The organism is Varibaculum prostatecancerukia (genome assembly GCF_943169825.2).
Lineage (GTDB): Bacteria > Actinomycetota > Actinomycetes > Actinomycetales > Actinomycetaceae > Varibaculum > Varibaculum prostatecancerukia.
In genome coordinates this window covers 671,515-691,102 of the sequence record NZ_OW968402.1, presented here as the reverse complement: position 1 = coordinate 691,102, position 19,588 = coordinate 671,515, and the positions used below count along the sequence as shown (strand labels likewise).

The following is a 19,588-nucleotide window of genomic DNA, read 5'->3' as shown; positions in this document are numbered from 1 at the left end:
TATTCACGCGGGAAAACCAGCGCGGCTTTCCCTATATAAATGCCCGGGAAACTCCGAAATTAAACTAGGTAGGGAAAGAGTTCCTCTAGTTTTTGCGGAAGGTGCACCTGCTCGCGACACTCATCTAGAGGACACAGCAAATCGTAGCGCACAAAATATAGTGCGGCGTCGATATCTTCCAGTCGTATCCCTTTAGAAAACGCATAGACCAGACGATAGGTATTGATTTGCTGTAGATACTTTGCAACTACTTCGTTACTGTTGCCACTCACTCTGCCTGAGCTATCCAGTTTCAAAGAATCAGTTTTCCAGTCAATAATGGTGAGCTTGCCGGTCTTGGGGTTGCGCATAATCGCGTCGATTCGCGCCACCAGCTTGTTATCATCCATCGGAGCGGCAAATTCCACTTCGGAATCTACATACTCCCAGCCCTTATCTGGATGTAACTTCCCAGTTTTCCATTTCTTCTGTAAATCTTGCAGTTTTCCGAGCGTATCTTTTTCTATTTCCCTAGGCAGCGGATACTCTCTACCTCGAAGCTCCTGATCAACCCATTCGTGGAATAGAGTTCCCAAATTGCTTCCCTCATTGGGAAACTGCGGAATAGGCCTCCGCTGATCTGAAGCGAAACCTTCGGGGTCTTCCTGTAGTAAACGCGCCTTGGTGACAGCGATTGAAATCGGTATCTCCACCTCATTGGGAGATAGTTGTTCAGCCTTCTGGTCGCGAATCAGCTGCACCGCCTGCTGTAACCAAGAGGAATGGAAGCCCGCCATTTGCAGTGTCCCTTTTTCGTCGGAAGTGGCTAACAACCGCTGTAAGAAAGGCTTGGAATGGATATTATCAATCAGTTCACTAAGTTCACCTGCCGCCGCAGAAAGTCGCGCTAGCTCGTTAGAAGGGTTACCCGGCCAAGGCAGGTCACGAACCTTAGGCTCCCATCCGTCATTTTTTACCGGCTCCTGGTTACGCAGTTTACGCATTTCCCCAGTGGAATCTATCTCCGCCAGGAACTGGGAGGGTACCCGGGTACTCTTACTTGTCCCCGAGTGCTCGCTGCCTCCAACTAAAAGTTCGGACTCGGCACGGGTAAAGGCCACGTAGGCTAGACGTCGGTCAGCAAGTTGCGAATGGAACCCCAGGGCTGCCTGGTAATTCCCAATAACTTTCGCGTTATCGGCAAAAGTATTGGCTTCGAAGTCATATCCCGTTGCTTCCAGCCCGCGTTCAATAGTGGGAAGCACTTCTCGATCACTGCGCAAATCATAGGGAAGCATCCCGATATCACTGATCCAGGCAGTATCCGAGCATATGCCTTTGCTAGCAGAGATCGCATGGTCAGGGAGAGTGCCTCCCCCACTGCGAAGTTCATCTAGGCCCGGTACTGCCACCCAAGTCCATTCCAAGCCCTTTGCTGCGTGAATAGTCATCAGTTGAATAGCATCCGGATCTGGTTCCTCCAGGGGCATATCCAGGCCGCCCCCCTCTTTATCGGCAAGTTTCAGCCAGTCTAAGAAACTGATTAGGTTTTCGCTCACTCCGGTGGACTGGTACTCACGGGCAACTCTTACGAAAGTTTCCAGACAGCGGGCAGAAAGCTCCCCCGCCGGACGGGCCTTAACATCTAAGTCCAGACGTAAGGTAAAAATAGTGCATTGTACCAGGGATCCTAGCGGGTCATGGATATGGCGACGCAGCTTAGCTAGTTGGGAGCGCAAAATATTTAGGCGGCGGTAGGCTTCCGCACTGAAGCCGCTAGCTGTTCCTTGAGGTTTCCAGCCCGGCTCGGGCAGGTTATCGAGGGCGTCCATTAAATAAGCTTGCGGATTAATATCCGGGTTATCCTCCGGGTTAGCCAAATGCCGCGCCCAGCGCCACAGAAGATCAATGTCCGCCGGGCTAATGCCACACCCGGTAATTAGGCGCATCAAGGAATCTCCCCGTCCGGCATCCGCCGACACCTGCAGTGCCGCGATTACATCGGCAACTGCCGGGTCGTAGATCAGTCCCGCCACCCCAGTGATCTCTACCGGGAGTCCGCGTTTGCGTAATTCCTGGATAATCAGTGGTTTTTGGGAATGCTTCCGCACCAAAATTGCTCCGGTAGGAAGCTTCTCTTGGTCTTCTGGTGCTAACTGCTCATTCCGGGCGATTATTTGCTCCCGCTGCTCCCACCGTTCCGCAAAAAAATCAGCGATTCGTTTCGCTTCCTGCTCAGAATCTTCCACAAAATAAAAATGAACTTTCCCGGGATCGTCCCCCTTTTGGTCGCAGGTAACCAGCTCTTTTGCTTTGACAGAGGCAGCAGGGGCAGCAAAAGCTGACGGAGAGGGAGCCGGGCCTGAACCGTAATCGACCTTTGGGGACTCAAGCTGTTCGCGCACCTGGGCTTCCACTTCCGCCGCGCTGTGCCCCTCCGCCAAGTTCCTGATTGGCTGCACTATCTGGTTTGCAACCTTTAAAATATTCTCCCGGTTACGGTAGGTAACCGGCATATCTTGAACGTGTCCTTCAGCGTCTCCGGGCGAAACTCCGAATTCGGTTAAGAAATCTCGCATGGAAAGCTCGGAGGCTCCCCGCCATCCATAAATTGCCTGGTTGGGGTCACCGACCGCCATTGCTCCTTTGCCAGTGAAAATTCTAGAAAATAGTTTTAGCTGCGCCACGGAAGTGTCTTGGAACTCATCCAATAAAATTACGTCATAGCGCTCACTAAGCTGGGCTCGAATATCGGAGAACTTTTCAACTAGCTCCGCCGCGTAATAGATCTGATCTGCATATTCTATGTATCCATTTTGTTTCTTATATTTTTCGTACTCGGCACAGATATTTAGTAATTCGCCCCTAAGCTTCATAGACTTCACAAAGTCTCTAATCGTGGCATTGGAATTATCGTCTTCGCCAGTTCGGTCCGCGCCATATAGCTCCTGCATCTGCGATAACTTAGCGCGCAACCACTCGACATCTACCAGCTGATCGCGCAGCTGGGAACCTATGCCTAGCGCCCTCTCCACCACTTTGGAAAGAGCATTATCGGTGCTGAGCTCGTCAGGCCAGTTGCTGACAATTTCATACATAGTCTGCCAGCGTCGCGCTTCATCTAGGAGCACACAATTCGGGGAAACTCCCAAGCGAGAGCCGTATTGATGCACAATCTGGTTAGCAAAAGCGTTATAGGTTGCAGTTTCGGGTAGGATCAGCCCCCCAGTTTCACTGTCAGTGAGATATTCCGCCACCTCCGGAAAATCAGGGTTATCCGCTAAAGCCTGCAGATAGTTACTTAGGCGGCTGGCCAGCTCCCGATCCGCTTTCACCGAAAACGTCAGCCCCAGCACCCGATCTGGAGCCACCAGCCCGTTTGCCACCAAGTACACTACTCGAAACGCCATAGTGGCAGTTTTCCCGGCTCCTGCCCCCGCAATCGCCATCATCGGCTGATCAATGGGTGCAGTAATGACTTTTTCCTGATCTGCGTTAGGGCTATATTGCCCTATTGCGTCGGCAATCCGCGCTGGAGAATACTTAATTTTCTGACCGTTACTCATAGCACTTGTTCTCCCTCATTCATTAGCGGGCAACAAGAACGCAGGGAACAGCTACGACATTTGCCGTTCTCTATCGCCTTAAATTCTGCTCCCGAAACTACCTGTGCCGCCTGCAGGATATTGTCTGTTACTTCCGATTTCGTTTCATTAGTTAGGGGATACTGGGAAAACACTTTGGGAACGTCCGGTTTATTTTTTCCTTCAGGCTTGGACACGAAAACTAAACTGGCGTTTTGAATTTTAGCTTCCGTCTCCGCCAATAGCGGCCCTATCTTTTCAGCTGCTTCTTTATCCTCCCCCGCCAGGATTGCTTCCAGCACTAACTGGTAGCAGGCCAGCTGCAAATGTTTAGGCACCTCTTTTTTTGTGGGAGTCCCAGTACCTGTTTTGAAATCAATAATCCTGATTCCCTCCTCACCAGGTTCTAAGCGATCTATCCGGGCAGCAAGCACCGCCGCATCCTGTACGAAGATATAAGAACTTAGCTCGGTTATCGCCACCGTTTGATGATCATCTAAATAGTGGCTGAGGCGCTCCACCATTTTTTCCTTTTCCTTTTGCGCTTTGCGAGAGAAGAACGACTGTGTATCTTGTGGCCAGTTCTCATAAAAGTACTTTAAGCGTTCTTCTAAAGTACTATCGGTCATTTTTTCCGCGATGGTATGTACTAGCGTTCCCCAGGCAAGACCGCCGGTCGCATTCACCGCTTCGCCGCCCCTCTTACCTAGTAGCCAGCGAAGTTCACATCTGTTCAGCTGTTCTAAGCCAGAGGGCGAGATTCCTACCCTCCTACCTGCAGGTTTCAATCCTGCGGGATTCGTCCACCAGGTTTTATCTCTGCCCACTTGCCGCCAAGTATCCGGGTTAGCAAACCGGACTCCCTGGGAACTTAGATACGCTAAAGTCTCCAGCGCCTGCTGGCGACGTTCTTCATCCGTTTCTCTGGCTAGCACTGCTCGCAGGTGCCCCACCAGAGAACGCAGAGAGGGAAAGAGTTCTTCCTGCAGGGAGTTTTCACCGGTAAGTTCAGAAGCAGACTCTGCGAGCTGATCCCAATCACTGCCCAGATACCGGGCAGCCTCAAAATTCCCTTTTTCTATTCGTGTACAAAGATTGTCGAAAAATACCGAAGGCGCTTCCTCCGAAGCTAAGCGGGCGGTAACCAGCATATTCTTACGGGCACGACTAAGCGCACACCTGGCTAAGGAACGCTCTATCTCGAGGGCACGACTACGAGATTCCCCCGGAACTATCTGCAGCTTTCCACTCGGGCTAAGTAAAGCATTCGCATGGAGGAGGTCAGAAATCTCCCCGGAGCGCAACATCGATCCCCGCTCGGAAAGCACCGGCCATTGCCCGTCCTGCATTCCGATAACTACGCAGGTATCCCAAGTGCGTCCCGCCGCTGAAAACACGGTTTCTAAAGCTACCGCCGGACGGCGCCCCCGCTTTCCGGTATTCACATCTTCTGGTTGCATCTGATTAGCGAGCGCTCTGCAATAGGTATGCATATCTTTGTTGAGGTGACGGCGCGACCAAAGCTGTGCGTGTCCCACAAGAAGGGTTACCACATCTAAAGCGTTATCAGCGAAGTCTTCCCCGTTTAGAGCCCGATCACGCCATCTTTCTTGCAAATCAAGTAGTATCCAGATCTTCTCTAAAGCTTGTAAGGGAGGAAGCGATAAACAGGAAACCCCGGTGGTTAGAACCCGGTGGCAAAGGATATAAATCTGTCCTCCCGCTATCATCTCTACCTGGGTTAAGGGAAAACGAGGGGTGCCGATGGAACTGTAAAACTCTCCGATTTTGGTATCTAACGCGACCCCCGCCGTAACCAGCGAGCGTTCTAGGCGGACAAGTTGCAAAGAATCGATGCCAAACAACGCAGAAAGCAGCAGACGTCGAACCGTCTTTCCCCGAAGGGAGGCTAGCTTTTCATCTAATAGATATTCACTGGGCGACCAGGAGTTTTCCCCATCTTCGTCGCCTAGCTGCGCCGCGTCTAAACTTGCCCGATAGGTAGCCAATTCGCTTTGTCCAGGTAGATTAAAAATAGAAAGTAGCGAAGCTGTTATGGGGTTATCTCTGAACAGAGGGGATCTGTCGCCTTCGAAAGTTGGGATTTCTTGTCCTTGCAGCATCGACGCTATTTCATCTAGTTGCGCGCGGTTACGGGCAATAATCGCCATGTCTTTCCAGGCAATGCCTTCTTTTAGATGCCGATACCGAAGATACTCCGCGATGGTGTGCGCCTGAGACGACAAGCTGGAAAAAATTGCAAATTTTTGTTGGCGCTCACTGTCTATATCGGTTTCTTTCCCTAACGGGTCTAAAAGTTCCAGACCTCCTGAAGTTTCGCGGAAAGAATTTCTTAGGGTGCTCTGCGCGCAGCCTAGCTCTCTTACTAGATCCTCAGCACCTTGCGGATACCCGCCGCGGAAGGTTTCTACCGCTACTTGCGGGTTGTAGAGGGCAAATATTTTTGTTCCTTCCTCAGCCATCTTAAGCAAAAGCCTCACGGTAGAAGCCGGGCAATCTTGCAGGTCATCAACGATTAACCAATCTGGGAGATGCGGTGGTGAGAGCAAGGCAGCGTCTTCGCCCCACTCTCCCAACACCTGACCCGCACGATCTTGCATCCGAGAAACATCCCAGCGGTTATCGGTAAAGGAAGGTTCATAATGGCTAAGCAGAGCTGCGGCAGCGCGCCATTCTGGAACCTGGTGCTCACTACCTAGGGCATCCAGATCCTGAGCACTTATTCCCCATTGGGCGCAGGTGGCAAAAAGTATGCGCAGTTCAGAACGAAAATAGTCTGTTTGCCTCACCTCGGGGCTGATGTAATCTGGCCACTCTACGTCTTGAACCTGCTCTAAAAGTTCCTGGATTCGTTCCTCTTCTTGAGAACCCGTTAGCATTTCCGGTTCCGGAAGCTGTTGGCGCCGATTGCTGGCAAACTGTTTCAGCACCCGGAAAGCCAAGGCGGTGGGGGTAATAAACGGACGAGCTATGGGGAGATGGCGGATCGTCGTCGCGGTATTTAAATAATCTGCTCTTACCCGCGAAGGGGTGATTCCCATGACCTCATTGTCCTGATCATGCAGCAGCTGCATGGCTGCGAGCGCCAAAGTAGTTTTACCGCTACCTGCTACCCCGTTTACCACCAAAGATTCACCGTTTTGCAGGCGAGAAAGGATTTTCGCGCCCTCACCAGTAATGTCAGGTAATTCCAGTTCAGGTGGAGAAGAAGCGTATCGCAGTTTCAAAGTAGCCATAAAGACTATTGTAAGAATCCAACCCCATTACCTGCAGGCATTTGCCGTTTTCCTTCTCGACCAGAGCGAAACCAGTGGTATTACCGGAAAAGACAGCCGTTTTTGCTATTAGCAAGCAAGCGGACAAAGCTCGGCAGCGAGCAGGTAGGATAAGGCTAGTAAATAGATAAACGGAGGGAAATGTGAATATCTCACTGGGGCTTAAAGGTGTGGCCAAAACTTTGGATCTGGAAGTAGCAATGGAAGCTGAACAGATCAAAGCTACCCTGCAGGCAGCTTTAGATAAACCCGAAGAGTTGCTCTCGCTCACCAATAAGCAAGGACAACAGATCCTGATCAACCCGCGAGTAATCGCCTACTGTCAGATAAGCGAGTCCCAGCCGCAGCGCGTGGGATTTGGAATCGGGTAACCCCGTCAGCCCTACTAATAACCCCTGTAGGCCCGGAATCTCGATTTTGGAGGCCGCGGGTAAGGACTTTACTACCTGAGGGCAAACCTTAGCGCTAGGCTTTTAGGCCAGTGCGTTCCATACGCGCGCGGTGATGATCCTTGATTTCTTCTGGAATATCTTGCGCGTCCTCACCAATTAGTTCCGGGTACCCCAAAACTGCCTGACGCATAGTAGACCGCACATCTCCGAGTACTCGCCTACCCCATAAAGAAAGCCTCGCCGGAACGGTGGCCTGGGTGGCGCACGCCTGAGTAATGACTGGTACCGCCCATTCTTCCTGCCCGCAATCCCAAGGAACCTCGGCCAGCTCCGCCTGCAGCTGTGGGGACAGGCCCCCGGTCAAGCTGCGGTTAAAGTCCGCCATCGCCCCAATAGTGACGTAGCTCTTAACCAGACGTTCATACCAGTCAGTAGGACGCAAACGCTCCTCTAGCTGGACGGTCAGGCCCATATACTGTTTCATCTCTTGCGGCAGATCAACACCAATGTTTTCACTGATCTGCGCTACTTTTTGGTAGTTGCTCCACGCCCGTGCCGACATCTGCCCTAAAGCGATTTCTTGATCTACCGTGGGGCACAGCGAAGCATCTTTCGCCAGGCGCTGTTGCATCGCCAAGGTGAAGTATCCAATAAGTCCTAGTCTTTGTGCGTCACTCACCCTTTTAGATTAACCCGCCGGGAGGTTCGATTCTCGCTTTTGAGAGGGTATAGCGGGACCTGCAGTAAAAATACCAGCCTTTCAACAAGATGTAAGCTGCATTACCCCCATTGTTTGCCGCGTGCACACTTAGGTTAGGATGAAAGGGAAGACAACGGGTTGACCGATCGTTTTTGTAAACGAAGTATTTTTTCCGGGCGCCTCGCCTCGGTCTCCTCAGCGGAGACCCAAGATTTTTCACGATCGGCTACCTCCATAGTTCCAGGGGACAACTCCCCGTGAAAGGTATTCGATTGACAACTGAAGAAAATATCCAAGCAACCAGTGGAATTGCCGATACATCCGCGGCACACGAGCCTCAGATTGAGCAGGCGGAGGCCGACGTGGTGGGCGAATCCTCCATGGATCTTTCTGAAAAAACCTTTGCTGATTTTGGGGTTTCGGCTCCGCTTTGTCAGGCTCTTGAAGATGGGGGAATCGTTCACCCCTTCCCGATCCAGGCACTGACTTTACCGGTGGCCCTGGAGCGCCACGATATTATCGGGCAAGCTAAGACCGGCACCGGCAAAACCCTGGGGTTTGCTCTGCCAGCACTTGAGAACGTGATTGGTCCGGGTGAGGATGGCTTCGACGAGCTACTAGATCCTGGTCATCCGCAAGCCCTAATCGTGTTGCCCACCAGAGAGCTGGCTATCCAGGTGGCGCGGGAAACCGCGCAGGCAGCCGCGCACCGCAGCGTGCGTATTTGCGAAATCTACGGTGGACGTGCCTTCGAACCCCAGATTGCTGACCTAAAGCGGGGAGTCGAAATTGTGGTCGGTACCCCCGGTCGCCTGATTGACCTCATGAAACAGGGGCATCTGAGTTTGTCCTCAGTACGCACTATGGTGCTGGACGAAGCAGATGAAATGCTTGACCTGGGCTTCCTCCCCGATGTAGAGGTGCTACTTTCGCGCACCCCGGCAAATCGCCACACCATGCTATTTTCAGCCACTATGCCCGGCGAAGTAGTGGCTTTAGCCAGGCGTTACATGTCGCACCCCACCCATATTCGGGCGCAGGATCCCGACGACCAGGGGGCGACAGTAAAAACTACCCGGCAAGTTATTTACCGCTGCCACGCCCTCAATAAAATTGAGGTATTAGCGCGGATTCTGCAGGCGCGCGAGCGCGGTCTCAGCATTATTTTCACGCGCACTAAACGTACCGCCGCCCGAGTAGCCGAAGATCTGGAGAAACGCGGATTCGCATCTGCCTCCCTGCATGGCGACCTGAAGCAAGGGGCCCGCGAACAGGCACTAAGGGCTTTTAGGCATGGAAAAGTCGATGTGTTGGTAGCTACCGATGTGGCTGCCCGTGGCATTGATGTTGATGACGTTACCCACGTGATTAACTATCAGTGCCCCGAAGACGCTAAAACCTATATTCACCGCATCGGACGTACCGGTCGCGCCGGAAATTCCGGAACTGCAATTACTTTTGTGGACTGGGATGATGTTCCTCGTTGGAAGCTAATTAACAAAGAGCTGTCCCTGGGGAAAGAGGAGCCGGTGGAAACCTATCACACCAGTGCGCACCTATTTACTGACTTAGATATTCCCGAGGACGCCGGCGGGCGGCTCCCGCTTTCTATGCGTAAACGTGCCGGTTTAGCCGCTGAAAAACTAGAAGATCTCGGGGAAACCGGCGGTCGTGGGCGGGGACGCGGTCAATCTGGTCGCAGGCAGAATGCTCGTGGTCGCTCTGGGCGCGGTAAAGGCTCCCGTGGCGGACGTGATCGACGCCGGGAACGCGATAGTCACCAAGGAGCGGGGACGCAGCGCCAGCCGCGTCCGCGGCGGGCACGTCGCCGCCGTCGTAAAGGTAGCGAAGACTAGATACGTCTTCATTAAATAACCGGGAAGTTCCTGCTAAATAAGGGAGCTAGCAAAACTAGCTTTTGGTTAAGAGAAATTGCCTAAGCCCTTACAGCGGCGCGAATAAGTCGCTAAGCGTTAGGGAATTTCATAGAATTTCAACGATTAGACCTTTACAGAAGTACAGGAAAATATCCCCAGCCAGGAGTTCCAACCAAGGCTGTTTAGATGACTGCATAGGAGAAGTATATGAGCCGCGTTCAACGATGTGACTGGAATCAGTGGTGGCGCAGCGCCGCTATCTACCAGATTTATCCCCGTTCTTTTGCCGATTCCAACGGAGATGGGATTGGCGATCTAACTGGGGTTTTGGAAAAAATCGATTACCTGGAAAAACTGGGAATCGACGCGGTGTGGTTTTCTCCTTTTTATCCTTCTCCGCAACATGACACTGGCTATGACGTAGCTGATTACCTGGACATTAACCCCGAGTACGGCGACCTGGAAACTTTCGATAAAGTTCTCGCTGAGCTGCATGCCCGGGGAATGAAAGCCATCATCGACTTGGTCCCTAATCACTCCTCCTGGGATCATCCCCTGTTCAAGCAGGCGTTAGCTGCCGAGCCGGGCGATCCGGCACGCGATATGTACATGTTCCGCAAGTGTGAAGATGGTGCTCCTAACAACTGGGGTTCTATGTTCGGCGGATCGGCCTGGTCGAAAGTGGAGCCTCTGAGCGGCAAAGCCAGCGACCGGGACTGGTGGTACCTACATATTTTCGACGCCTCCCAACCTGACTTCAACTGGGAAAATCCGAAAGTCCACGACTTCTTCCGCTCCTTCCTGCGTTTTTGGCTAGACCGCGGCGTAGATGGTTTCCGAGTCGATGTCGCGCATGCCCTGGTAAAAGATCCTGCTCTACCCGATGATGAAGTTGGTCCGGATCGCCTGCATTTTGAGGGCGCAGATAATACCAGTGGTCACGCCCCTGATGACGGTCCCTTCTTTAACCAGCCGAGAGTCCATGACGTCTATCGCGAATGGCGCGCGGTGCTGGATGAATATGGCCGCGACCGGATGTTAGTGGCTGAGGCCTGGGTGAATACTCCGGAGCAAGAAGCTATGTATGTGCGCGAAGACGAGATGTCGCAGGCCTTCAACTTTTCGGTACTTAACTGCCCCTGGGAGCCGGCCGCCCTGCGAAAAGTAATCCGCCGTACCCAAGAGGCATCTGCCTCCGTAGGCGCCCCTCCCACCTGGGTACTTTCTAACCACGACAAGGTTCGCCACTCCACCCGTTTGGGTTACCCGACGGGCGCAAATACCGAAAACGGAATTGGGGCAAGCGATCCACAACCAGATCGGGAAATCGGTTTGACCCGAGCGCTAGCGGCAACCGCCTTCCTGGCGGGTCTACCCGGCTCTATCTACCTCTATAACGGGGAAGAACTGGGGCTACCAGAAGCCAGCAAACTTCCTGATGATGCCCGTCAAGATCCCACCTGGAAACGTTCTGGTTTTAGGGTACGAGGACGCGACGGCTGCCGGGTACCGCTCCCCTGGTCTAATGATCCAGGCTCTAACTTCGGGTTTTCCCCTGCGGAATCCAGCCCCGCCTGGCTGCCGCAACCAGATGATTGGGGCGCATTATCGGTACAGGCTCAGGAAGCTGACCCCGACTCCCCCTTAAACTTTTACCGCAAAATGCTTGCTGTCCGGCGCGACCTCGAACTAGGAATGGGGGAATCTAGCTGGCTAGAAAGCGACCCGGAGGTACTGGCTTTGCGAGTTACCGGGGCAGGCGGCCGCCAAGTGGTGGTTGTAACAAACCTGGGAGTGGACTTCCGCCCGCTGCCGCCGCAAGCTGTGGAAGATACGGTAAAAACTGTGTTAGCTACCCCGGGGATTATCACTCCCTCGGCTTCGCATGATAGGGCAAAAAACCAAATCGCGCCGGGGCAAACTTTGTGGATTGAAGTCTAGAGTTTCTATGTTATAAACCACTTAATTATGCCCTGAAATTACCAGGTCAACAGTTTTTACACCCCCTATGAAACAGGTGTAACTAATGCCACTACCAAAAACCTGGTTTTAGGTCGGTCATTTTATCTTTACCCGATAGCCTGGAATGGTAGTTTTGCAAGGAGATTGAATATGGCAGACAACCTTACACATTCTTTAGGTTCATTTACCCGTTCTATTTCTGGACGTCGCGCCGAAGATTCCACCCCGATGGAGTTTTGGACGGGAATGTCACAAGCGATCGTGGAGCGTATCGCTGATAACTGGGAAGAAACTACCGACAAGTATGCGGCTGGACGCCAAGAGCATTACTTCTCGGCAGAGTTTCTAATGGGCAGAGCTTTGCTCAACAACCTAGATAACCTAGAGCTTTTAGAGGAAGCGAAAAAGGCTACTAACGCCTTCGGGATGAACCTTAGCGATGTACTAGAGGCTGAACACGACGCCTCCCTCGGTAACGGAGGCCTGGGGCGCCTAGCAGCCTGTTTCTTGGATTCTTGTGCCACCATGAACCTGCCGGTACGCGGGTACGGTATCTTGTACCGTTACGGACTTTTCAAACAATCCTTTGAGCACGGCAGCCAGCGCGAACATCCGGATCCCTGGATGGAAGAAGGCTACCCCTTCGTTATTCGCCGCGAGGAACAACCCCGCTTTGTGCACTTTGCGGATATGGAAGTGCGGGCGGTCCCCTATGACATGCCGATTACCGGTTACGGAACCGATAACGTAAATAATTTGCGGCTATGGAAGTCAGAACCCATCGAAGAGTTTGACTACGAGGCTTTTAACTCTCAGCGTTTCACCGATGCGATTATCGAGCGGGAACGGGTTGCGGACCTTTGCCGAGTGCTCTACCCCAACGACACTACTTTTGAAGGCAAAGTGCTGCGGGTGCGCCAACAATACTTCTTTGTATCTGCATCCCTGCAGGACATGGTAGATAACTACATTCAGCATCACGGCGACGACCTGCATGATTTTGCTAAGTACAATTGCATTCAGCTAAATGACACTCACCCGGTACTGGCAATTCCGGAACTGATGCGAATCTTGCTTGACGAGCACGAGATGGATTGGGAAAGCGCCTGGCAGATCGTACAGAAGACTTTTGCCTACACCAACCACACGGTTCTTGCCGAAGCCCTCGAAACCTGGGAATACGCCATTTTCCAGCGGCTATTCCCGCGAATTCTGGAGATCGTAGCCGAAATTGACCGCCGTTTCCGCATGGAGCTAGAGGCCCTCGGCTTTGATGCTGCCCGCATCGACTACATGTCACCGATTCATGGCGGACGGATCCACATGGCGTGGATTGCCTGCTACGCAGCGTTTTCGATTAACGGGGTGGCAGCCCTGCATACCGAGATCATTAAGCGCCAGACTCTGAAAGACTGGTACGAGATTTGGCCGCAAAAGTTTAATAACAAGACTAATGGGGTCACTCCCCGGCGCTGGCTGAAGCAGTGCAACCCCCGTCTGGCTAGTTTGCTGACTGAGAAGCTGGGGTCAACCGACTGGGTTACCGATATGGATGAACTCAAATCTCTGCGGCACCTGGTAGATGACTCCGATGTGATGGCGCAGTTGCTGGGGGTAAAGGCCGATAATAAACGGGATTTTGCCAAATGGCTGGAGCAACGCTCCGGAGAAAAGATTGATCCTGCGGCGATTTTTGATGTGCAGATTAAGCGTTTGCACGAATATAAACGCCAGTTGTTAAACGCGCTTTATATTTTAGATTTGTATTTCCGGATCAAAGAAAATCCGCAAAAACCGTGGCCGCATCGGGTATTTATTTTCGGGGCGAAAGCCGCTCCCGGGTATGTACGCGCTAAGGCCATCATCAAATTGATTAACACTATCGGGGAACTGATTGCCGGAGATCCCGAGGTTTCGAAGATCATCCAAGTGGTGTTTGTCGAAAACTACAACGTCTCCCCGGCGGAACATATTATTCCGGCTGCCGATATTCACGAACAGATTTCTACTGCCGGTAAAGAGGCTTCGGGGACTTCCAATATGAAGTTCATGATGAACGGGGCGCTTTGCCTAGGCACTTTAGACGGTGCCAATGTCGAGATTGTGGATTCGGTCGGGGAAGAGAACGCCTATATTTTCGGGGCGAAAGAGGAAGAACTGCCGGAGCTGCGGCGCACTTACGATCCTCGGCACCTGTATGAAACCGTGCCGGGCCTTAAACGGGCTCTGGATGCGCTGGTTGACGGCACTTTGGATGATGAAGGTACCGGTCTGTTCCATGACCTGTTGGGTTCGCTTTTGGATTCTAACGGGTATGAACCGGCTGACGTCTACTATGTACTGGGCGATTTCGCCGACTATCGTAAAGTGCGTGACCGGGCGGCTTTGGACTACGCTGACCAGATGGAATGGGCACGTAAATGCTGGATCAATATTTGTGAATCCGGACGTTTTAGCGCCGATCGCACCATCAGTGACTACGCGAATCAAGTATGGATGCTTGAGCCTCAAAAAATCTAGCCGCGAAGCTCGGTATTTCCAGGCTAAACAGCGGTTTCTAGCAGGATTTTCCAATGATTATTGGCGGATTCCTAGCTAAACAATAAAAGCCAAATGCGGGTGGGGGAACTTTTCCCCACCCGCATTTATTTATTTTCATGGGGAAACATTTTTGCGTTTAACGCGCGCCCTAGCTACAAGCGCGCGTTGGCGTGAGAAAATAGCAACGACTTTCGCTAACCAACGACGGAAAATCCTAGCAAAGGAGATTTAGATGCGAATCGCGATTACCCCCACTCCGGAAGCTGGCTCCCAGCTGGCCGCCAAACTAATTATTCCCCAGGTAAAACCGGGGTTTCGTTTGGGGCTAGCCACTGGCTCCACCCCCGAAGGTCTTTACGCGCAGCTGCGCAAAGCCCATGCAGAAACAGATTTCACTTTGGAGAACTGCACCGGTTGGGCGCTAGATGAATATGTAGGGATCGCCCCTGATCACCCGGAACGCTACCGCAATGTGCTTCGCCGCGAACTGGTAGGCGAAGATAAAACCGGCCTCAAGGACGCAAACCTAAAGACCCCGGATGGCCTCTCCCCCGATCCTGAAGAGTCGGCGCGCCGCTATGAAGAAGCGATTACCTCCGGTGTTGACCTGCAGATTCTAGGTATTGGCGCCGATGGGCACATCGGTTTTAATGAGCCCTCTGGCTGCCTAGTCAACCCTACTAATGTGGTTACCCTGGCTCCTCGCACTATTATCGATAATGCTCGTTTCTTTGATGGTGACGAGAACAAGGTTCCCCGCCGCGCCATTACTCAGGGTCTGGCAACCATTATGCGTTCACGCCAAGCCATCCTGTTAGCTTTCGGAGAGCAGAAAGCCGATGCGGTGGTCGGTACGGTAGAGGGCGCTGTCAGCGCTTTTTGCCCCGCCTCGATTTTGCAATATCACCTGGACGTAGTGGTGATTGTAGATGACGCTGCCGCCAGCAAACTACAGCTGGCCGATTACTATCGCGAAACCTGGCAGTCCAAATACCCGAACTTACCCCTAGGTGCATAGATATAGTCCCCTAAAGCTGCCCAAGATCTAGACTGTCTAGGTTTTGGGCAGTTTTTACATGGAACCAACCCCAGATTGTAATATCTGGCTATGACAATAAAAGTAGCAATAAACGGATATGGCAACCTGGGGCGGGCAGTCGAAAGAGCAGTCAATGCCGCCAGCGATATGGAAGCGGTAGCGGTGTTTACCCGCCGCGATCCAAAGAGTCTGAAAACTGCCGGCACTCCGGTTTATTCTCTCTCAAAAATGGCTGATTTTGAGGGGAAAGTAGACGTATGTATTTGCTGTGGAGGCAGTGCCACCGATTTGCGCACCCAAGGCCCGGCCGCCGTCGCCTACTTTAATACCGTAGATTCTTTTGACACCCATGCCGATATTCCCGCCTATTTCGCGGATATGGATGCCGCCGCCAAGAAAGCCGGTCATTCTGCTCTGATTTCTACCGGCTGGGATCCCGGTTTATTCTCGATTGCCCGCGCCCTCACCGGAGCAGTCCTCCCGGACGGCTACACCCAGACTTTCTGGGGACGCGGAGTTTCCCAGGGTCACTCGGACGCTATTCGCCGCATTGAGGGTGTTGAGGGCGCAGTGCAATACACTGTCCCCAACCAAGAGGCGATGCGCGCGGTTGAAAGCGGTGAGAATCCTCAGCTAACTACGGCAGATAAACATACTCGGCTCTGCTACGTAGTGGCTGCTCCCGACGCCGATAAAGAAGCGATTGCCCGCGAAATCAAGCAAATGCCTAAGTATTTTGCAGACTATGAGACCACCGTTAACTTTATTTCCGCTGAGGAACTGGCGCGTGATCATTCGGGTATGCCGCACGGCGGGGAAGTGATTCGGGTGGGACATACCCGCGAGGGAATCAAACACTTGGCGCGTTTCCAGCTGCAGCTGGACTCCAACCCCGATTTCACCGGCTCTATGGTGACTGCCAGCGCCCGCGCTTTGGTGCGTCTGCATGAGCATGGCCACCGCGGAGCCGCCAGTGTCCTGGATCTGCCTCCCGCCTGGTATTCTCCGCTCTCCCCGGAGCAGCTGCGCGCCGAATTGCTATAGCTAACTCGTCTATCCGCAGCTATCGACACCATTAGCCCGCAAGCTTCAGGTCTGCAAACACCTCAGCTACGCGCTGCCTTCCAGGTACTACAGATAGTTAAAGGGGCTGAGGAGTAGTATCACTCCTCAGCCCCTTTAACCTGCGATCCTTACTGTTTATGTAAGAATCCGGGTTCTTTGTTGTTGCCTGCCCTGATTACCTAGGCAGTGGCAAAGGTCAGGCACTTTTCATCGGCGCCAACTTTAACGGAATCAGCTTGGCAGAGCAGGTGTTTGTTGAACTTGCAATCTGCAAGCTGGCAAGCACCAACCTGGGAATTAACTTTCCCAAGGCCGCCCTTTTCATCCAGAGAAATAAAGGTTGCGCATCCACCTTTTGCGATGGTTACCGCGTAAGCGTTGCAACCATTGTCGTTAAAGGCACAATCACTAGCTGAACAATTTACTCCTGGCATTGCCATTTGAGTTCCTCCTTTGAAGATTTCTTATTAAGACAATTTCAATCTACAAAAGGAATATCTGAAAGAAAAGGAAATAAATTTGCAAATGTCGCACCCACAAAAAGAAGAACATAACCCCTGGTAGAAAACCTTTTATGCTCTAATAATTAAAATAGCATTCCCTAAATTTAAATAGCAATAGCACTATTACTTAAATTAGTATTGCGTACCTAAGTTGTTGCTTATTTGGATTCTTGCAGGTTACGGCGGGTATTTTCTAGGTTCATTAATTTAGAAAAAATCTGTTGATACTGCTCATCTTCAGGGTCGCATCTTTGCAGGCGCGCCCGTGTCTCCGCCATTTGGCGGGAGATGTCACCGCGAATCATCGCTCCCCAAACTCCCCGCGCGTAATCATTTAGACGCGCGGAATCATCTTGCGGGAGCGGGGAAACCACCAGCGCGGACAGCAAACTTTGTAACTGTTGCCCTACCTGTTCATTTAGTAGTTCAACCCAACGTTTATTCGCCAGGATTACCGCACGTTTCCCTTTTCTCCCCAGTTCATCCTCGGCTCCTCGCCACAACTCCGCGTATTTGTCTAATCCTCCCAAGCTGGAAATGGCAGAAAAGAGGGCGCTAAACATAGGAACTCGAAAGGCTGCCGGGGAAACCGTCTCAACTCCGAGGCCGAAAAGGCTGGCCGGGAGCTGCAATAGGCATTCCAAGGCTTGCTGCTCTAGATTGGCAACCGGATCGGAGCTGTCCGGCAAAGTAATTGCCGCGGGCGCGCCCGGCGCGGCAGAGTTTCCGCTTTGACCAGGCGCCGCGGATGCGTAGGGGCTAGCTGAGGGGATATTTCCTGGGACAGAGGTAGATCTGGATTGCATACGGGAAGTATTTTGCACTATCTGGCGTACTTCGTCCTCAGGCATCCCCACCCAGCCGGCCAGACGCCGGGTATATTCCGAACGCAGTGCCACATCCCGAATCCGTCCCACTACGGGGGCAGCAGCTCGTAAACCGGTCACTCGACCTTCGGAAGTATCCAGGTTGTGAGCTTTTAGGATAGTGCGTAAAACAAACTCAAAAAGCGGACGCCGTGAATCCACCAGCGCCCGTACCGCGCTGGCTCCTTGTGCCTGCCACAAATCGCAGGGGTCTTTGCCCGAAGGCTCAATCGCCACGAAAGTTTGAGAAGCAAAGGCTTGGTCTTCTCCAAAAGCGTGCAGAGCCGCCTTTTGCCCGGCCGCATCGCCATCGAAAGTAAATATTACTTCCCCACCGCGAGCTTTTCCGGAAGAAAGCAAGACCCCGGCCGCTGGATCAGCGCTATCGCCCAGGAGGCGACGAACAATCTGCACGTGTCCGGCGGAAAAAGCAGTTCCGCAAGTAGCGACTGCACATTCCACCCCGGATAGATGGGCGGCCATTACATCGGTATAGCCTTCGACTACTACTATCCGCCGCTGCTTACTGATTGCCTTTTTAGCCATCTCGATACCGTAAAGTACCTGCGATTTCTTATAAGCCGCAGTTTCGGGGGTGTTTAAGTATTTTGGCCCTTTATCTTCGTCCGATAACCGGCGGGCTCCAAAACCTACTACTTCTCCCGTCAGGTTCGATATTGGCCATATCAGTCGCCCTCTAAACCGGTCATAGGGACCGCGTTGCCCCCGGGAGAACAGACCCGACGCTGCTAACTCCGGTTCGGTAAACCCTCGTTTTCGCAGATAAGTAAGCAGCGCGTCCCAGGAATTGGGGGCATATCCCAAAGAAAACTTGGCGGCTGCATCGGAGTCGAATCCGCGAGCGCTTAAAAAATTACGTGCCGCCTCTCCCTCTTTGCTCCCTAGCTGGGAGCGGAAAAACTGCGCTGCGTTGCGGTTTGCTTCCATAATTCGCGCGCGCGAAACCTGGTTGGGATCTTTCCTGCTACCTCCCCCGCTTTCTTCATAATGCAAGGTAACACCAGTTTTATCTGCCAGGTATTGCACCGCTTCGGTAAAAGAAAGGTGATGAATGTTCTCAACGAACTTGATTACGTCTCCGCCCTCACCACATCCGAAGCAGTGATAGTATCCCTGAGCCGGGCGCACATGAAATGAGGGGGTGCGTTCATCGTGGAAGGGGCAAAGCCCTTTCAGGGCACCGACTCCGGCCGGACGCAAAGCTACGTGTTCCCCCACGATTTCATCAATCCGGGCACGCTCACGCACCTGATCGATATCTTCACGTCGAATTAACCCCGCCATATCTTCATCATAGGTGAGGACGGGCGGGTGCATCTACGGTTGCTTCTTATCTTGTGGATTTTTGGCTAATATCTCAGAGATTCATTTAAGAAATAGCTTTCAGTATGCATAAAAGAAAAACGGGTAAATGGGGCAAAAAATAATTTATTTTATTCATTTTATTTTTAGCAAACATTAGATCTTCCACAAAAGAAACCCCAGTTAACAAGGTGCTACACTTTAATACTTTGTTACTTTAAATCACCTTTTAGTCGATATTATTTTCGGCAAAATGTATCATAACTCAGATGTTAATTTGGCTCCCAAAGACGAGAATGCCCCAGTAATCTAGCGGTAGAAGCAGCGTCTAGTTTAAACACTAATCGCCCTACTTTTGCTAACCACAGTTCCTAACGAGAAAGCAAGGATCAACGATGATTCCTCCAAATACACCTCCGCAGCCGCCACGGGGATACCAGCCCCCGCAACCCAACAATTCT

Annotated in this window: 11 protein-coding genes; 6 read left to right on the top strand and 5 right to left on the bottom strand. The window is 52.2% G+C overall.

Going from position 1 to position 19,588, the window contains the following annotated elements; translation table 11 throughout:
* Positions 1–59 precede the first annotated feature (59 nt).
* Together KO216_RS02955 and KO216_RS02950 are read right to left on the bottom strand one after the other, a co-directional pair.
* Positions 60–3,545, bottom strand: coding sequence for an ATP-dependent DNA helicase (locus KO216_RS02955; protein WP_215522840.1), 3,486 nt, complete (start codon positions 3,543–3,545; stop codon positions 60–62).
* Positions 3,542–6,820 carry a PD-(D/E)XK nuclease family protein gene (locus tag KO216_RS02950; RefSeq protein WP_215522839.1) on the bottom strand — a complete coding sequence of 1,093 codons (3,279 nt, stop codon included), beginning with the start codon at positions 6,818–6,820 and terminating at the stop codon, positions 3,542–3,544. The genes KO216_RS02955 and KO216_RS02950 overlap by 4 nt, the downstream gene beginning before the upstream one ends.
* Positions 6,821–7,002: 182 nt before the next feature.
* On the opposite strand from KO216_RS02950, the gene KO216_RS02945 reads away from it, so the two are divergent.
* Positions 7,003–7,230, top strand: coding sequence for a DUF3107 domain-containing protein (locus KO216_RS02945; RefSeq protein ID WP_215522838.1), 228 nt, complete (start codon positions 7,003–7,005; stop codon positions 7,228–7,230).
* Positions 7,231–7,324: 94 nt separating this feature from the next.
* Here KO216_RS02945 and KO216_RS02940 read toward each other — a convergent pair whose 3' ends face one another.
* A complete protein-coding gene (locus tag KO216_RS02940) occupies positions 7,325–7,930 on the bottom strand; it encodes a ferritin-like fold-containing protein (protein ID WP_215522837.1) in 606 nt (201 codons plus the stop codon).
* A 311-nt stretch (positions 7,931–8,241) separates the two neighbouring features.
* Here KO216_RS02940 and KO216_RS02935 point away from each other — a divergent pair, with 311 nt between their 5' ends.
* The 5 genes from KO216_RS02935 (at position 8,242) to KO216_RS02915 (ending at position 16,414) form a co-directional block, all read left to right on the top strand.
* Positions 8,242–9,807, top strand: a complete 1,566-nt coding sequence (locus KO216_RS02935) for a DEAD/DEAH box helicase (RefSeq protein ID WP_445081976.1) — start codon at positions 8,242–8,244, stop codon at positions 9,805–9,807.
* A 228-nt stretch (positions 9,808–10,035) separates the two neighbouring features.
* A complete protein-coding gene (locus KO216_RS02930) occupies positions 10,036–11,769 on the top strand; it encodes a glycoside hydrolase family 13 protein (RefSeq protein ID WP_215522836.1) in 1,734 nt (577 codons plus the stop codon).
* A 171-nt stretch (positions 11,770–11,940) separates the two neighbouring features.
* Complete coding sequence (locus KO216_RS02925; protein WP_215522835.1) at positions 11,941–14,310, top strand: glycogen/starch/alpha-glucan phosphorylase; 2,370 nt, start codon at positions 11,941–11,943, stop codon at positions 14,308–14,310.
* Between the two features lie 253 nt (positions 14,311–14,563).
* On the top strand, positions 14,564–15,349 hold the full coding sequence (locus tag KO216_RS02920) for a glucosamine-6-phosphate deaminase (RefSeq protein ID WP_215522833.1): 786 nt from the start codon (positions 14,564–14,566) through the stop codon (positions 15,347–15,349).
* Positions 15,350–15,439: 90 nt separating this feature from the next.
* On the top strand, positions 15,440–16,414 hold the full coding sequence (locus KO216_RS02915; RefSeq protein WP_215522831.1) for a diaminopimelate dehydrogenase: 975 nt from the start codon (positions 15,440–15,442) through the stop codon (positions 16,412–16,414).
* A 200-nt stretch (positions 16,415–16,614) separates the two neighbouring features.
* On the opposite strand, the gene KO216_RS02910 is transcribed toward KO216_RS02915, so the two are convergent.
* The gene (locus KO216_RS02910; protein WP_309547334.1) at positions 16,615–16,869 is read right to left on the bottom strand and encodes a DUF1540 domain-containing protein; all 255 of its coding nucleotides are present in this window, start codon (positions 16,867–16,869) and stop codon (positions 16,615–16,617) included.
* A 227-nt stretch (positions 16,870–17,096) separates the two neighbouring features.
* Positions 17,097–19,109, bottom strand: coding sequence for a DNA primase (gene dnaG, locus KO216_RS02905; RefSeq protein WP_215524017.1), 2,013 nt, complete (start codon positions 19,107–19,109; stop codon positions 17,097–17,099).
* Positions 19,110–19,588: the final 479 nt, after the last annotated feature.

Bases quoted from the DNA above. Each gene is read 5' to 3' on its own strand.
- KO216_RS02955 (WP_215522840.1), bottom strand. From the start codon at position 3,545: ATGAGTAACGGTCAGAAAATTAAGTATTCTCCAGCGCGGATTGCCGAC.
- KO216_RS02950 (WP_215522839.1), bottom strand. From the start codon at position 6,820: ATGGCTACTTTGAAACTGCGATACGCTTCTTCTCCACCTGAACTGGAA.
- KO216_RS02930 (WP_215522836.1), top strand. From the start codon at position 10,036: ATGAGCCGCGTTCAACGATGTGACTGGAATCAGTGGTGGCGCAGCGCC.
- KO216_RS02925 (WP_215522835.1), top strand. From the start codon at position 11,941: ATGGCAGACAACCTTACACATTCTTTAGGTTCATTTACCCGTTCTATT.
- KO216_RS02920 (WP_215522833.1), top strand. From the start codon at position 14,564: ATGCGAATCGCGATTACCCCCACTCCGGAAGCTGGCTCCCAGCTGGCC.
- KO216_RS02915 (WP_215522831.1), top strand. From the start codon at position 15,440: ATGACAATAAAAGTAGCAATAAACGGATATGGCAACCTGGGGCGGGCA.
- KO216_RS02910 (WP_309547334.1), bottom strand. From the start codon at position 16,869: ATGCCAGGAGTAAATTGTTCAGCTAGTGATTGTGCCTTTAACGACAAT.
- dnaG (WP_215524017.1), bottom strand. From the start codon at position 19,109: ATGGCGGGGTTAATTCGACGTGAAGATATCGATCAGGTGCGTGAGCGT.